The sequence below is a fragment of the Aurantivibrio plasticivorans genome (assembly GCF_055392955.1).
Map to the genome: position 1 here is coordinate 1,997,544 of NZ_AP036020.1, position 14,439 is coordinate 2,011,982.

Genomic DNA, 14,439 nt, shown 5'->3' on the forward strand with positions numbered 1-14,439 from the left:
TTCCAAAATGGGACAGTCTGTTGCACAAGTTTCAATTGATCGGTTGCTGTAATCGGGATTAAATAACCGCTATCGTTGGCTCTCGGTGCATATATTCCGTGCAGCTTGAGTAAGGTTAATTTTAGGAGGTCGCTTTGTCACGTAAACGCGTTGTTGTAACCGGGTTAGGTATGCTTAGCCCGCTGGGCAATACAGTGGAGTCCACGTGGGAAGGTATTCTTGCCGGCCGCAGTGGTGTTCGTCCGATAGAGACATTTGATGCAACCGCATTCACCACCCATTTTAGCGCTTCAGTTACAAACGTCGACGTAGGTAAGTACATACCTCTAAAAGACGCTAAACGTATGGATCCATTCATTCAATATGGAATGATTGCGGGTATCCAAGCATTTGAAGATTCTGGTCTGGAAGTCACTGAAGAAATTGCTCCACGCGTGGGTGCTGCTATCGGCGCTGGAATCGGTGGTATTGGTTCTATTGAGGAAGTAACTAAGACCATAGAAACCAGAGGGCCTAAAAAACTGTCTCCGTTCTTCGTGCCAGGCGCGATTATTAATATGATCGCGGGTAACCTTTCAATTAAATACGGCTTCAAAGGGCCGAACATTGCGATCGTTACTGCCTGCACCACAGGTACGCATAACATCGGTATGGCCGCTCGTATGATTATGAATGGCGACGCTGATGTCATGCTCGCAGGTGGTGCCGAAATGGCAACAACACCTGCTGGGCTTGGTGGCTTTGCCGCCGCACGTGCTTTGTCAACGCGCAACGATGACCCTCAAGCCGCAAGTCGGCCATGGGATCAAGATCGAGATGGTTTTGTGCTGGGAGATGGCGCAGGCATGCTTATGTTGGAAGAATATGAGTTCGCTAAGGCCCGTGGTGCGAAAATTTATGCAGAACTTACAGGCTTCGGAATGAGTGGTGATGCTTACCATATCACTTCGCCAGCAGAAAGTGGCGCAGGTGCCGCGCTATCGATGACCAACGCGCTCAACGATGCAAAAATAGACGCGTCTTCGGTTGATTATATTAATGCGCATGGTACGTCCACTCAGTTAGGTGACAAAGCGGAGTGTACTGCAGTGAAAAGCGTGTTCGGCGCTAATTCAGAAAACCTCGCGGTAAGTTCCACAAAATCTATGATTGGCCACTTACTTGGCGCAGCAGGGTCTGTGGAAGCCATTTTTGCCGTTTTGTCGATCCGTGATGGAGTGGCGCCTCCAACAATCAATTTAGACAATCCTGGTGAAGGTTGCGATTTGAATTTCGTGCCTAAAACCGCACAAGAAAAGCCAATCAATATTGCTTTGTCGAATTCATTTGGTTTTGGTGGTACCAACGGAACGCTGATTTTTTCAAAGGTAAGCTAAAGGCTATAACGTTTGATAAAAGGGGCTAACGCCCCTTTTTTTGTGCAATATATTTAACATTGTGTTTTTAACCGATTGCTAAAAGACCATGGAACATAATTCCTTTATTTTGGTTGATGACGATCTGTCAGACAACATCAAAGCCCTCGACAGAGGTTTGGCTTATGGTGATGGTTTGTTTGAAACTATGCGTTTTAGTCACGGCCAAGTTCCGTTATTAGAGGCTCATTTAGCAAGACTTGAAAGGGGTTGTCGCGTACTCTCAATTGTTTTCAATCGTGATCTTATCTCGCGTCGTTTAGCTAAAGCGATTGATTTTCTTCAGCGCTCTGAAGTATCAGATGCAGTTATAAAGTTGATTTTAACCCGTGGTGTTGGTGGTCGCGGATATAGTCCCGTAGGTTGCGATAATGCGACCACAGTAATCGCAACTTTTTCTCAGCCAGAATTTCCTGCTTGTTATGTCGAGCAAGGCGTGGATATAACGGTGTGTTCGAACACGTTGTCAAGTAGTAAAAGCCTGGCAGGTATTAAACATTTAAATAAACTGGAGTATGTGCTCGCCGCGAAAGAGTGGGGAGCCGAGGGTTTTCAGGAAGGTTTGCTCTGTGACAAGGCGGGCAACATCGTTGAGGCGACTAGTCGTAATATTTTTGTGGTGAAAAATAGTTGTTTGTATACTCCCCCTATAGAAAATTGCGGTGTGTTGGGTGTGCTTAGAGAGCGTGTTCTGATAGAGGTATGCGATGAGCTGGGGCTGTCTTGCTACGTCGAAAATATTCGAATAGATGATGTTGTTAGCGCAGACGAAGTGTTTTTATGTAATAGTGTAACGGGTATTTGGCCTGTACGTGCAATTGATGCAGCCATTCTCCCAGTCAGTAGGCCTATTACAGCAGCGACAAGAGAATGCTTAGCAAGAAAGTATGGCTATAATTAATTGAATTACTGTTTCCAGTTTAGTTGGACTTTTAATCGAGTTTATGAAGAAGGTTTTTTACATATTGACTGTTTTTTCTCTATGCGTAGCTATCGTAGTAGGTGTTATGTTTGTGAGTTGGCTAAGCACGCCTCTATCCCTTAGTGAGGAGAAATCGGTGTTCGTAGTCGAGCCGGGAGCTTCTCTTCATAGCGTTAGCCAACAGCTTGCAGTTCAGGGGGCATTAAAGTGGCCACGTTTACTTGTGTTGCTTGGTAGATTAAGAGACCAAACCAATATTAAAGTGGGTGAGTACGAACTGGTTTCGGGTGTTGGCCCGGAAGAATTTTTGGATATGTTGAATGACGGTGACGTTATTCATTATTCGGTTACTTTAATAGAAGGTAAAACATTTAATGAAGCTTTAGTAGATTTAAAGCAAGAGGAAAGCCTAGTACCCACATTGGTAGATAAAGATGCGACCGCTGATTTTTTATCCCAGTTAGACCTTCCTAACGAAAATCCTGAAGGGTGGTTTTTTCCCGATACCTATCACTTTGTTAAGGGTGAATCTGATGCAGATATATTAATTAGAGCCCATAATCGATTGCGTGATGTCCTCTCGACAGAGTGGGAAGGTAGAGCTAGTAATTTACCGTATGAAAATGCTTACGAAGCACTAACCATGGCTTCAATTATTGAAAAAGAAACGGGAACCCCGTCTGAGAGAGAACAAATAGCCGGCGTTTTTGTTCGACGTCTTGAAAAAAATATGCGGCTACAAACCGATCCAACTGTAATTTACGGACTAGGCGATAAATACAATGGGAATATTCGACGCTCTCATTTGCGGCAGGCTACACCCTACAATACCTATGTAATAAAAGGCTTGCCGCCAACACCTATTGCGATGGTGGGGCGTGAAGCGATTTACGCAGCACTTCACCCTGCGGAAGGAGAGGCGTTATACTTTGTTGCAAAAGGCGATGGTAGTCACCATTTCTCCACGACCTTGGAAGAGCATAATAACGCGGTTCAGGAATATCAGGTGCGTAAACGTGTAGAGAATTACCAGTCTGCACCTCAAAATTAATTGTACTTTGTCAAAATCTAAAATGAATAGTCGTTTAGGTAAATTTATAACGCTTGAGGGCACTGAAGGTGTCGGTAAATCGAGTAACTTGTCATTTATAGAAGGTTACTTGCGAGAACGCGGTGTGAACGTGGTCGTCACGCGCGAGCCAGGTGGTACCCCATTAGCGGAAAATATTCGAGAAATTATTCTGGCTGCCCGTGACGAGCCTATGTCACACCTTACTGAATTGCTGTTGGTGTTTGCCGCTCGTGCTCAACACCTTGAGGCTTTGATAAAGCCAAATTTAGAGGCCGGTAACTGGGTGTTGAGTGACAGGTTTACTGATGCAACCTATGCCTACCAAGGCCATGGGCGTGGTTTGCCGATAGATGTTATTAAAATGCTTGAAGAGCTCGTTCAGCGAGACCTCAGACCCGATCATACCTTTATTCTTGATGTAGATGTCGAGACGGGTTTGTCTAGGGCAAGTAACCGTGGCGCTCTGGACCGTATTGAATTAGAGCGGGTTGATTTTTTTGAGCGCGTCAGAGATGGCTATAAGTCTTTGGCGGCCCGACACCCTGAACGGTACTCTTTGATTGATGCTGCGCCTGCCTTAGAGAAGGTTCAGGCATCGATTAAGCAATCACTGAATGAACTATTGGGTGTTGACTAGGTGAATAGCGAAGGGCAGGGCATAGTGTTTCCTTGGTTGGCTCACACCTGGAAACAGCTGGATAATATGCGTAAAGCTCAAAAACTTCCGCATGCCGTGTTACTTAAAGGTGTGGAAGGTATTGGCAAAGCTGTATTTGCTGAGCGTTTCGCTCGCGCACTTCTTTGTTCTTCTGGTGAAGTTGCACCGTGTGGGGAATGCAAAAGTTGTCAGTTATTTTTTGCCGCGACGCACCCTGATTTTTTATCTGTTGCGCCCGAAGACAAGGGCAAAGCGATCAAAATCAGTCAAATTAGAGAATTAACCATCTTCCTTTCACAAACGGCTCAACAGGGCGGAAGAAAGGTCGTTCTCATTTCGCCTGCCGATGCGATGAATGTGAGTGCAACCAACGCGCTTCTAAAGTCTTTGGAGGAGCCACAAGGCGAGACTATCTTAATACTCGTGACATCTCAGCCTAGTCGATTGTTAGCGACGGTCAGGAGCCGCTGCCATCAAGTGGCATTACCGACGCCTTCAAGAGAAGAGGCTTTATCTTGGTTGAAAGCCAAGGTAGGTGATGAGGCGGGACCATTGCTCGATGCGACCTATGGAGCGCCTTTGCGTGCGGAGCAGGCGTTTCGAGAGAATTGGTTGGACATTTGGGGCGATATTCAGGCGGTGTTTAGTGGCTGTTTAGAAGGGCAGATAGCGGTTCCAGCGGCATCGAAACAGCTGCTGGAGTACCAGCCCCCGCAGATTGTTGAAGCGATTCTTGTGTGGCTTGAGTCGAAAATACGAGCTGAGGTCTCTGGTACCTCCGTTACCACGAGCGATGCTCTTAACGGCATTCCTCAGCAGCTGTTATTTGACATGCGAACCCAGATTTTGGAGACCAAGCGACTGCTACTAAGCGGTGCTAACCCTAACCCTCAGCTTGCGCTTGAAGATTTAATGATTGATTGGGGGCAGCAAGTGAATAGCTACAAAATGCGTACCCATAAGAAGGCTCGACCTCTTTAGCGGTCGTTTCTCGGTCTTTGGCTGCTTGGTTGAATACAGACTATTGGAATACAATAGGGACTGTCGGAACTGAATCCCGACTATACTTTGGGTATTGACCCCTCACAAAATAAATACAGGTGGCTATGAAAGGGCTAGGCGGCGGAGCTCGCAACGGAATACTATCGTTAACCATTAAAGATAAGGCAGTGCTCTATGCAGCATATATGCCCTTCATCAAAAATGGCGGTTTGTTTATTCCAACCAACAAAAGCTACAAGCTTGGTGATGAAGTGTTCATGTTACTTAATCTAATGGACGAGCCCGAGAAAATCCCCGTCGCTGGTAAAGTGGTCTGGGTCACACCTAAAGGCGCTCAAGGTAATCGCGCTGCCGGTATTGGTGTTCAGTTCAACGATCAAGATAACAACGCTACCAGTAAGATAGAGACTTATCTCGCGGGCTCTTTAGAGTCAGATCGTCCCACTCACACCATGTAGTTGTCGTACTTCGTAGTCATTCCCCTATGTTAATTGATACGCATTGCCACCTCGATCGGCTGAAGCTTGGTCGTTACGACGGAGAACTTGTCAAAGCCTTGGAAGCCGCGCGCCAAGCGGGTGTCGGGGGAATGATGTGTATCGGTATCAGTCTCGGCAATAAAGAGGATGTGGTACGTATTGCTGAGACTTATTCCGATGTGGTTGCATCGGTTGGTGTGCATCCGTTAGATGTCGAAGAAGGGTTAGCTACGGCTGGTCAGCTGGTTGAATGGGCAAAACACGACAAAGTCGTGGCGCTCGGTGAGACAGGCCTCGATTACTATTATTCCGAAGACACTAAAACTCAGCAGCAAGATAGTTTTATTATCCATCTTGAGGCTTCTCGAGTCAGCGGGTTACCACTGGTGGTTCACACGCGTTCCGCAAAAGAAGACACCTTAGCGCTGATCAAAGAGCATGGCGATCCAAGCATCGCGGGTGTGCTGCACTGTTTTACTGAAGATTGGGACATGGCCAAGCGTGCCATGGACATGAACTACTACATTTCCATCTCTGGTATCGTGACCTTCAAAAATGCTGAGCAGATTCGTGATGTGGTAAATCAGATGCCTCTCGATCGTTTACTCGTTGAAACCGATTCCCCCTATTTGGCGCCGGTTCCATACCGTGGTAAACCCAATGAGCCTGCTTATGTTCGTCAGGTGGCAGAGTTTATTGCAGAGCTGCGCGGCATTTCCTACGAAGAACTGATTACAATAACCGCCGATAACTACTTTCGATTATTTCCCAAGGCGAAAACCCACCTTGCGCCAGTCGGTAATGGCTAAGCCAGACACCAATAGCGAACACCAACAGGACACCCAGAATGCAACAGCAGCTTGAAATCATGCTTTCCATGCAAAATGACATGAACACCAAGGTCAATACCGACTGGGTGACTAAAGGTTTTGCCTGGTATCGTGCTATCTGGATTGAAAGTGCAGAAATGCTCGATCATTACGGCTGGAAGTGGTGGAAAAAGCAAACGCCGGATATTGATCAGGTGGTGCTTGAACTCGTGGATATCTGGCATTTTGGGCTGAGCATCCTAATTCTTGAAGGTGCTAAAGCTGATGCTATCGAAGCGAAGCTGCAAACCAGCCTCAGCCAGACAGGCGATAAAGAGTTTGGTGAAGCGTTAGAGCAATTCGTGGCGGTGACGCTCCAAACCAAAAGCTTTGATATCGAAGGCTTTGCAGCATTGATGAACACCATTAACCTGTCTTTCGATGAGCTGTATGTGCGTTATGTCGGTAAAAACGTACTCAACTTTTTCCGACAAGATCACGGCTATAAAGATGGCTCTTATCGTAAAGAGTGGGGCGGCAGAGAAGATAACGAGCATCTGGTGGAGCTCAGTAGTAGTCTCGATTCAGCTGCGAGTGATTACAAAGATCGTCTCTACAGCGCCTTAAAAGAGCGCTATGACGAAACTGCCCCGGCGTAAACCACGTTAATTGGTGAATAATTAACGAAAAAGTACGGCTAGATAGTGAAAAAACTAGCCGATTCCCTATAATGCGCACCGCGTCGGCGGGTTCCTGGTCTAGCCAACGACTCGACCGATCATTTCTCCCCAAAAAGGCCGACGCCGTATCGAATTCTTCTACACCCTGACTATGGAGATATATCTGTGAAAGCACCAGTTCGAGTTGCCGTCACTGGAGCGGCCGGCCAAATTAGTTACTCATTGTTGTTCCGTATTGCTGCCGGCGAAATGCTGGGTAAAGATCAGCCAGTAATCCTTCAAATGCTTGAAATTACACCAGCGTTAGGCGCCCTTAAAGGTGTTGCAATGGAATTGGATGACTGCGCATTCCCACTACTTGCGGGTATGGTTTGCACCGATGATCCAAACGTTGCTTTCAAAGATGCTGACTACGCACTGTTAGTAGGTGCTCGTCCACGTGGGCCAGGCATGGAGCGTAAAGACCTCCTTCAAGCCAACGCAGCAATCTTCTCTGTACAAGGTAAAGCGATTAACGACCACGCATCACGTGACATTAAAGTGTTGGTTGTTGGTAACCCCGCAAACACCAACGCATTGATCGCACAACGCAATGCGCCAGATATCAACCCACGTCAATTCACTGCGATGACTCGCTTGGATCACAACCGTGCGTTGACTCAGTTGGCTCAAAAGACTGGTACTTCAATCAATGACATCACTAAGTTGACTATCTGGGGCAACCACTCTTCAACTCAATATCCTGATATCCACCAAACGTTGGTTGATGGCAAAGATGCAATGGGCCTTATCGACCAAACTTGGTACGAAAATGACTTCATCCCAACTGTACAACAACGTGGCGCAGCGATCATTGATGCTCGTGGTGCGTCTTCTGCTGCTTCTGCCGCGAACGCAGCGATCTTCCACATGCGCGACTGGGCATTAGGTTCACCAGAAGGTGACTGGGTGAGCATGGGTGTATACAGCGATGGCAGCTACGGTATATCTGAAGGTCTTATCTACTCGTTCCCATGTGTATGCAAAAACGGCGACTGGGAAATCGTTCAAGGCGTTGAAATTAACGAATTCTCGCGTAAGAAAATGGAAGCAACCGAAGCAGAGCTTTCTGAAGAGCGTGATGGCGTAGCAGAGTTGCTCCCTAACTAAGAAGTAGTTATTAACCCGATAAGCCGCGAATATCGCGGCTTTTTTTTGCCTTCAAGATGTAAAATCAGCATTAACCAACGAGAGGTATTGGTATGACGTTTCCCAAAGTCGGTAACCTGGCACCGGCATTCTCACTAAAAGATCAAGATGGCAACAAAGTTAGCTTAAAAGATTTTAAGGGGAAGAACACAGTAGTCCTCTATTTCTACCCCAAAGCCATGACACCTGGTTGTACTATGCAAGCCTGTGGTATCAGAGATCATAAAAAGGACTTCGATAAGCGTGACGTTGTAGTGCTTGGGGTTAGTCCGGATCCGGTCGAAAGGTTGCCTAAATTCATTGAAAAACAACGGCTTAATTTCACTTTATTGTCTGATGAAGACCACAAGATTGCCGACAAGTACGGCTGTTGGGGGCTTAAGAAGTTTATGGGTAAAGAGTTTATGGGCTTAATTCGGACCACGTTCATTATCGGAAAAGATGGGCGGTTACTGAAGGTTATGGATAAATTTAAAACGAAATCCCATCATGAAACATTGTTGGTTGAATTAGACGAACTGGGGGTTCAATAGCCAAGCGTTGATGAGCACAGAGAGGAGGTATATACCTCCTCTAACAATTAATAATAAACTCCCCAAGACTTATTTCGATTCAGTATCTGTTTTAGTAAATCTTTAATTGCACATGCGCCGCTAATAAAATAACTTTTAATTATAACGAGGCGGCGTGACCAGAATTTTCTGGTAATGCCCTAGCTTAGTTACAACAGAATGATCATTATGTAATCTACGCTCAGGGAAAAGTTGCGGAAATCGTCGCCAGTTATAACTATTGTCGCTCTAATAAACAAACTGACGTTTACAGGGATAGAACTCAGGCGCAATTGGGAATAGTTTACAGTTCTTAAATGAAAAGGCGTCAATATAATAAATAAAAGTAGCTATAGCATAGCTAGTGTCCTCCAGACTAAACGAGTACTAACGAAACGGCATGGATTTAACACATACAACTCATCAACATTCTGCGCTAGAAGGCTATGACTTCTCGAGCTTCGCTGGCCGACTTAAATTTCTTCATAAAGTGCTTGCTAACCCCCAAAACAATATAAATCGGCAGTCTGAGTTGTACCTTCGGGGCGGGGTGGAGATGTTCAACTGTGAAGCGGGCTTTATTGCATCAAGCTGTGGCTCTCTGTATCGAAATGCCTTGGTGTTTAACAAGACCGAGAAGCGTTTTGAAACTCGTTTGGGTGAGATTGAGCAAACACTTTTTGATCAGATTTATGACCCTTGTCACGATCTGACGGATTCAGCACCTGTGAAAGGTGCCAAAAGAGGCAGCGTGGCATATAATTCTCGCGAAACTCTTCGGTTTTTGGGTATACCCGTCGTGTTGAGCGGTAGCCGCTGTGGTGTTATCTGCTTTTACACATCTCACCGTTTTGAGTTGGATCCGAACGACCTCGAAACAATAGAACTGATGGCAGAAGGAGTAGCCAGGATGATTGATATCCAAAACACACAAGAAAAAAATCGCATAGAAGATATCCGTGGTTTCGCTACTCCCGGTTTGAAAACCCTTGAAGAGTATGTAAACCAAGCGCGCCTTCCTGAAGCGTATGGCGTGTCTGGTCGTGTTATAGAGGTGTTGCAGCGCCGCATTGGCGAGCATCCACTGGCAATTGACCATATTGCGGAAGAACTGAATTTATCAAAGCGTACGTTGCAGCGCCGTTTGCAGCAACAAAATGTTAGCTTTGCTCAACTTAGAGACCAGGTAAGGTTCCATTTTTCAATTGATTATTTAGTGCGCAATACTATGAGCATCGATGCGATCTCGAATGCGTTGGATTTTTCAGATCGAACTAGCTTTACCAACGCTTTTAAGCGATGGACGAACCTATCGCCTAGTACTTTTAGAAAGCTGTTTCGCGACTACGCATAACACCCTAATACTCTCCGATTCCCCCCTTCAATGGCCGCTTCAAAAGCGGCCATTTCAATTGCCCCCACTGCTCAAAACAGGTAGAGTTGCCGCTTTCTAGCGGGCTTACAGTGCGCTTTTCCAATAAGTTAATATACGAGGTTATTCATGGATTTCTTCATCCCAGCAGCGATGGCGCAGGCAGAAGGCGCTGCAGGTCAGCAAGGTTCTTGGTCTTTCTTAATTATGATGGGCGGGCTTTTTGTATTCATGTATCTGTTCATGATTCGTCCACAACAAAAGCGACAAAAAGAGCATCGACAATTAGTCGAATCCTTGAAGAAGGGTGACGAAATCGTGTTGAACAGTGGTTTAGTCGGTAAGATCGAAAAGGTTGATGACAGCTATGTCACCTTGGACGCCGGCAACAATAACCAACTTAAATTTCAGAAAATTGCCGTCCATGCTGTTCTTCCCAAGGGCACCATTAAAGAAATATAAGTTTTTCTTTAATTTTCGGATCTGTGATTAACGGAACAATTCCACTACACGGATCTACCAAACTTACGTATCCTAAGGGCCATCGTCGTCACGTATCGGAGATTACATGGCCCACCTTTCACATCTCAACGACATTGTAAGTCGTCCTCCTCCGTACACACAGATTGCTCAAACGCCAACACCTTTGCAACAACTAAAGCGCGTGTCGTCAGAACTGAACGGACCAAGAATTTGGATCAAGCGTGATGACCTTACTGGCTCAGGTTTGAGTGGTAATAAAGTCCGAAAGCTAGAATTTGTAATTGCGCAAGCGATCGCTGATGGTTGCGATACATTAATTACCTGTGGCGGTGTACAAAGTAATCATTGCCGAGCAACGGCGTTGGCTGCGGCAAGACTCGGTCTCAAAGTAAAATTGGTCTTGAGGAACGACCTGGGGGACAAGCTAAATGCCGATGGTAATTTGTTTCTCGATTTTTTAGCCGGAGCTGAAGTTAATATCTTTCCGCCGAGAGAATATCGCAAGCGATTAGATCATCTACTAATAGATCAAAAAACGTTAACAGACGAGGCGGGCGGTAAGGGTTTTATCATTCCAACGGGTGCCAGTGATGAAATTGGTATTTGGGGTTATATCAATGCATCCTACGAGCTACAGAAGAACTGCGAATCTTTCGGATTTGAGCCAGCGTCTATTGTTGTTGCGACTGGCTCAGGTGGTACACAAGCTGGCTTAACTGCCGGTATTCACCTTTGTGGTATGGGGACAGAGGTGCTTGGAATTGCAGTGTGTGATGATGAGCAATATTTTAAGCGCAAAGTGTCTAGTGATATCAAAAAATGGCAGCAGCGATATAACATTCAGAAGGCTATACCCGCTGAGAAGGTTCGGGTAAATGATCATTATATCGGACCGGGTTATGCGAAAGCTGAAAAAGAAGTTTTTGATACTATCTCGTGGTTGACGCAAAACGAGGGGATAGTTCTCGACCCGGTTTATACCGGTAAAGCTTTTCATGGTTTGGTAAAAGAAATCCAGCGCGGGAGCTTTAGGAAAGGAGACGATATTGTTTTCGTCCACACTGGTGGCATATTCGGTTTAATGGCGCAGAGACACAGTTTCGGCTTTGAACATAAAGTACTTTAGCTCCTTAACAGTTCACAGGAACAATAAAGATAAGGCAACTTAATGGCTTTTTTAGACACTCTTAATTGGTTCGCATGGAGCCCATACATGATTGGGCTCATTCTCGGAACGGGCGCGCTACTGATGCTGCGTTTAGGTGCAATTCCGTTGAGAAAGATCGGCTATGGTTTTTCACTCTTGTATAAGGGAAGAAACGGGTGTGGAGAAGGGGATATTTCACCGTTTCAGGCGTTAATGACGTCGCTTTCTGCAACGATAGGCACTGGGAATATTGCCGGTGTGGCAACAGCAATTGGCTTAGGTGGACCTGGCGCTTTGTTTTGGATGTGGTGTAGCGCACTGGTGGGTATGGCAACCAAATATGCTGAGGCAGTGTGTGCAGTGCATTATCGAGAAACAGATGAAGATGGAATGCACACGGGTGGTCCGATGTATTACATCAAAAATGGCTTGGGTAAAAATTGGATGTGGCTCGCTGTAGCTTTCGCAATATTTGGTAGCCTGGCGGGGTTTGGTATTGGTAATGCGGTACAAGCAAATTCAGTTGCCGATGCCATCCATACTGTCATTGGAACCGAATATAAAATTATGGGCGTCTACGCAGACAAGCTAGTCGTTGGGATAATTTTGATGTTATTGGTAGGGGCGGTATTACTGGGTGGTATTCGCCGGATAGCGCATGTTGCTGAAAAAGTTGTGCCCATTATGAGTATTACCTATTTCGCTGCCGGAGTACTGGTTCTGATTTTGAACTTTCCTCAAATTCCTGCTGCGGTTGCCTTGGTAATTAAAAGCGCTTTTAACCCTGTGGCAGCGACGGGAGGCTTTGCTGGCGCGAGCATTATGATGGCCTTGCAGTTTGGCGTCGCACGAGGCGTGTTTTCTAATGAAGCTGGATTGGGGAGTGCTCCTATTGCGCATGCAGCTGCACAAACTGATAGCCCTGTTCGTCAAGGTTTAATCGCTATGCTTGGTACATTTATCGACACCTTAGTTATTTGTTCTATCACGGGGTTGGCGATTGTCGTTACCGGTGTTTGGGATGATGGCGTCAAAGGTGCTGCGATGACTCAGGCTGCGTTCGGGGCTTCATTGCCATACGGAGAAGTCATAATTTCGATAGGTATCGTATTTTTTGCGTTCACAACAATTCTAGGCTGGAGTTATTATGGCGAACGCTGTGCGCAATTTCTATTTGGTACTAAGGTCGAAAAACCGTTCAGAATTTTATGGACGTTAATGGTCCCCGTGGGCGCCTGTGTGGTCGGTCTAGATCTAGTCTGGGTTATAGCCGATACGTTAAACGGCTTCATGGCGTTGCCAAACCTTATTGCTTTAATTCTTCTCTCTAGCGTCGTGGCAAAACTGACCAGAGAATATTTCAAAGCTAAGCAAAAAGAGGCGCATAATTAGCGTGATTTTTGTTGGTGTTGAATTGAACGGTAGATACCGAGAAACTCTAGTTTGTTTTTTGCAATGAGATGAATACACCATCGCATCGAACCTAAGCAGGTTAAAACTACTAGAGTGACTGCGTAGAAGACGCTGCTGTTGTCTAACGTATAGAGTTTGAAAAGCAATAACAATATTAACGGTACAGCAACAACCTTCGATGAAAGAAGCAATCCCAAGTCACGAATAGGTTGTCCAACGTTAATCATAAGTTTGAGTCAGGTTCGTTATATTGATAAATGTTGCTCTCACAATGAAGCATATCGGCTGGACTGTGTGTTTCTGAAGGAATGGGTTGCACAAAGTTGCAAACAACATTAACGAGCACTTAGGTAAATCGCTTTACGATCTGTTCCACCTGAGGTAGGTAACTTTCTCCAAACAAGTTTAGATGATTCAGGAGGTGGTAAAGGTTGTAAAGGCGGAGTCGAGACCGCCAGTCATCGTCCATAGGATAAATTTCCTGATAAGCTTCGTAGAACTCCTCACCAAACCCGCCGAATAGATGTGTCATGGCGAGGTCTGTTTCCCTCCAGCCGAAATACACAGCCGGATCGATTAAGACAGGTTCTCCTATAGAATTACTATGGATATTGCCAGACCAAAGGTCACCGTGGAGCAAGGAAGCTGGCTGTGCTGGTATTACGGCGTCGATGTTATTCATCAGTTTGTCGAGTTTGTTTTTCACTGCAGAACTCAATCGTCCGGCGTCATATGCCATTCTCGTTTGGTAACCAAGCCGCATTTCACAAAAAAAATCATAGCCGTTATTCATCATCTTGTTGGGTTGCGGTGTTAATCCGCAATAGTTGTTTCGTGATAAGCCGAAGTTACCGCTGGTGCTGGTGTGCTGCTTAGCTAACCCTTCAGCGAGCGCGCGCCAGTAATCTTTAGAGCGCGGTGCAGGATTGATATATTCAAGTACCAGGAAATCAGCTTCAGCAATGATGACGGAGGGGGCTTGCAACGGCGAGTGGGTTTGTAATTGAGATAAGCCATGGGCCTCAGCGTGAAAAAAGTCAGCTGGACAGTGCTCGTTAAATTTCAGGCAAAATACGTCTGAATCGGCCTGTAGCTTATAGGTTCGATTAATATCGCCGCCGTGTAATGGTGTGAGTGATAATGGTTGATCTTTGAAGTGCGATGCCAGCCGCTGAAGTAAAGCGCTTTGCTGCTGTGTCATAGTGGTTGTCTATACAGTGGTTTTTGAGCTAAGGTGTAGGAATGAGA

General features: G+C 45.8%; 15 protein-coding genes. 14 read left to right on the forward strand and 1 reads right to left on the reverse strand.

Annotated features, from left to right (window positions below; all coding sequences use genetic code 11):
• Positions 1 to 134: 134 nt before the first annotated feature.
• The 14 genes from fabF to ACZ5NB_RS08950 all read left to right on the forward strand — a co-directional run bounded on the left by fabF (position 135) and on the right by ACZ5NB_RS08950 (position 13,170).
• Positions 135 to 1,376 (forward strand): beta-ketoacyl-ACP synthase II, encoded by a 1,242-nt coding sequence (gene fabF / locus ACZ5NB_RS08885; RefSeq protein ID WP_460232871.1) that lies wholly within the window; start codon positions 135 to 137, stop codon positions 1,374 to 1,376.
• An 88-nt stretch (positions 1,377 to 1,464) separates the two neighbouring features.
• A complete protein-coding gene (gene pabC, locus ACZ5NB_RS08890; RefSeq protein ID WP_460232873.1) occupies positions 1,465 to 2,316 on the forward strand; it encodes an aminodeoxychorismate lyase in 852 nt (283 codons plus the stop codon).
• A gap of 43 nt (positions 2,317 to 2,359) precedes the next feature.
• Positions 2,360 to 3,388: an endolytic transglycosylase MltG gene (gene mltG / locus ACZ5NB_RS08895; protein ID WP_460232875.1), complete on the forward strand. Its 1,029-nt coding sequence runs from the start codon at positions 2,360 to 2,362 to the stop codon at positions 3,386 to 3,388.
• Between the two features lie 22 nt (positions 3,389 to 3,410).
• Positions 3,411 to 4,046 (forward strand): dTMP kinase, encoded by a 636-nt coding sequence (gene tmk / locus ACZ5NB_RS08900; RefSeq protein ID WP_460232877.1) that lies wholly within the window; start codon positions 3,411 to 3,413, stop codon positions 4,044 to 4,046.
• Positions 4,047 to 5,048 (forward strand): DNA polymerase III subunit delta', encoded by a 1,002-nt coding sequence (locus ACZ5NB_RS08905; RefSeq protein WP_460232879.1) that lies wholly within the window; start codon positions 4,047 to 4,049, stop codon positions 5,046 to 5,048. It abuts the gene before it with no gap.
• Between the two features lie 125 nt (positions 5,049 to 5,173).
• Positions 5,174 to 5,527 carry a PilZ domain-containing protein gene (locus tag ACZ5NB_RS08910; RefSeq protein WP_460232881.1) on the forward strand — a complete coding sequence of 118 codons (354 nt, stop codon included), beginning with the start codon at positions 5,174 to 5,176 and terminating at the stop codon, positions 5,525 to 5,527.
• Between the two features lie 26 nt (positions 5,528 to 5,553).
• The gene (locus ACZ5NB_RS08915; RefSeq protein WP_460232883.1) at positions 5,554 to 6,357 is read left to right on the forward strand and encodes a TatD family hydrolase; all 804 of its coding nucleotides are present in this window, start codon (positions 5,554 to 5,556) and stop codon (positions 6,355 to 6,357) included.
• Positions 6,358 to 6,395: 38 nt separating this feature from the next.
• Positions 6,396 to 7,016: a dUTP diphosphatase gene (locus ACZ5NB_RS08920; RefSeq protein ID WP_460232885.1), complete on the forward strand. Its 621-nt coding sequence runs from the start codon at positions 6,396 to 6,398 to the stop codon at positions 7,014 to 7,016.
• 186 nt (positions 7,017 to 7,202) lie between these two features.
• The gene (locus ACZ5NB_RS08925) at positions 7,203 to 8,186 is read left to right on the forward strand and encodes a malate dehydrogenase (RefSeq protein ID WP_460232887.1); all 984 of its coding nucleotides are present in this window, start codon (positions 7,203 to 7,205) and stop codon (positions 8,184 to 8,186) included.
• Positions 8,187 to 8,278: 92 nt separating this feature from the next.
• A complete protein-coding gene (gene bcp / locus ACZ5NB_RS08930; protein WP_460232889.1) occupies positions 8,279 to 8,758 on the forward strand; it encodes a thioredoxin-dependent thiol peroxidase in 480 nt (159 codons plus the stop codon).
• Between the two features lie 418 nt (positions 8,759 to 9,176).
• Positions 9,177 to 10,130 (forward strand): helix-turn-helix domain-containing protein, encoded by a 954-nt coding sequence (locus ACZ5NB_RS08935; protein ID WP_460232891.1) that lies wholly within the window; start codon positions 9,177 to 9,179, stop codon positions 10,128 to 10,130.
• 147 nt (positions 10,131 to 10,277) lie between these two features.
• On the forward strand, positions 10,278 to 10,610 hold the full coding sequence (gene yajC, locus ACZ5NB_RS08940; RefSeq protein ID WP_460232893.1) for a preprotein translocase subunit YajC: 333 nt from the start codon (positions 10,278 to 10,280) through the stop codon (positions 10,608 to 10,610).
• 106 nt (positions 10,611 to 10,716) lie between these two features.
• Positions 10,717 to 11,757: a D-cysteine desulfhydrase family protein gene (locus ACZ5NB_RS08945; protein ID WP_460232895.1), complete on the forward strand. Its 1,041-nt coding sequence runs from the start codon at positions 10,717 to 10,719 to the stop codon at positions 11,755 to 11,757.
• Positions 11,758 to 11,799: 42 nt separating this feature from the next.
• A complete protein-coding gene (locus ACZ5NB_RS08950; protein WP_460232897.1) occupies positions 11,800 to 13,170 on the forward strand; it encodes an alanine/glycine:cation symporter family protein in 1,371 nt (456 codons plus the stop codon).
• 367 nt (positions 13,171 to 13,537) lie between these two features.
• Here ACZ5NB_RS08950 and ACZ5NB_RS08955 read toward each other — a convergent pair whose 3' ends face one another.
• Positions 13,538 to 14,392 (reverse strand): fructosamine kinase family protein, encoded by an 855-nt coding sequence (locus tag ACZ5NB_RS08955; protein WP_460232899.1) that lies wholly within the window; start codon positions 14,390 to 14,392, stop codon positions 13,538 to 13,540.
• Positions 14,393 to 14,439 lie beyond the last annotated feature (47 nt).

Bases quoted from the DNA above. Each gene is read 5' to 3' on its own strand.
- pabC (WP_460232873.1), top strand. From the start codon at position 1,465: ATGGAACATAATTCCTTTATTTTGGTTGATGACGATCTGTCAGACAAC.
- mltG (WP_460232875.1), top strand. From the start codon at position 2,360: ATGAAGAAGGTTTTTTACATATTGACTGTTTTTTCTCTATGCGTAGCT.
- tmk (WP_460232877.1), top strand. From the start codon at position 3,411: ATGAATAGTCGTTTAGGTAAATTTATAACGCTTGAGGGCACTGAAGGT.
- ACZ5NB_RS08910 (WP_460232881.1), top strand. From the start codon at position 5,174: ATGAAAGGGCTAGGCGGCGGAGCTCGCAACGGAATACTATCGTTAACC.
- ACZ5NB_RS08915 (WP_460232883.1), top strand. From the start codon at position 5,554: ATGTTAATTGATACGCATTGCCACCTCGATCGGCTGAAGCTTGGTCGT.
- ACZ5NB_RS08920 (WP_460232885.1), top strand. From the start codon at position 6,396: ATGCAACAGCAGCTTGAAATCATGCTTTCCATGCAAAATGACATGAAC.
- bcp (WP_460232889.1), top strand. From the start codon at position 8,279: ATGACGTTTCCCAAAGTCGGTAACCTGGCACCGGCATTCTCACTAAAA.
- ACZ5NB_RS08935 (WP_460232891.1), top strand. From the start codon at position 9,177: ATGGATTTAACACATACAACTCATCAACATTCTGCGCTAGAAGGCTAT.
- yajC (WP_460232893.1), top strand. From the start codon at position 10,278: ATGGATTTCTTCATCCCAGCAGCGATGGCGCAGGCAGAAGGCGCTGCA.
- ACZ5NB_RS08945 (WP_460232895.1), top strand. From the start codon at position 10,717: ATGGCCCACCTTTCACATCTCAACGACATTGTAAGTCGTCCTCCTCCG.
- ACZ5NB_RS08950 (WP_460232897.1), top strand. From the start codon at position 11,800: ATGGCTTTTTTAGACACTCTTAATTGGTTCGCATGGAGCCCATACATG.
- ACZ5NB_RS08955 (WP_460232899.1), bottom strand. From the start codon at position 14,392: ATGACACAGCAGCAAAGCGCTTTACTTCAGCGGCTGGCATCGCACTTC.